The organism is Pseudomonas sp. JV245A (genome assembly GCF_032424515.1).
Lineage (GTDB): Bacteria > Pseudomonadota > Gammaproteobacteria > Pseudomonadales > Pseudomonadaceae > Aquipseudomonas > Aquipseudomonas protegens.
The window spans coordinates 1-336 of the sequence record NZ_VYKE01000601.1; the positions used below are offsets into that span (position 1 = coordinate 1).

Sequence of the window (336 nt, forward strand, 5' to 3'; positions counted from 1 at the left end):
GTGCTGCGCTGGCCGGGCCTGGGCGGGCAGTTGCTGGTGATGCTGCTGGCGGCGCTGCTGGGCCGCTGGCTGATCAGGCCGGTGTTCCAGGTGCAGGTCCAGAGCCCTCCCTCTGGGTCGAGTCGCCGCCTGGGGGCGTGTTGCCTGGGGCTGGCGCTATTGCTGCTGATGCTGTTGCCGGGGCTGGTGCTGCTCTGGCCGGGGCGCCTGCTGAGCCTGTTCGATGGTTTCTACCGGGTCGGCGCTCTGGTATTCGGTGGCGGCCATGTGGTGCTGCCGCTGTTGCAGGCGCAGGTGGTGGAGCCCGGCTGGGTCAGCAGCCCGCTGTTCCTGGCC

At 70.5% G+C, this 336-nt stretch carries 1 protein-coding gene; it reads left to right on the forward strand.

What is annotated here, in order from left to right; genetic code table 11:
• On the forward strand, positions 1-336 hold a 336-nt coding region (locus F6S12_RS33225; RefSeq protein ID WP_315870050.1), incomplete at both ends, for a chromate transporter.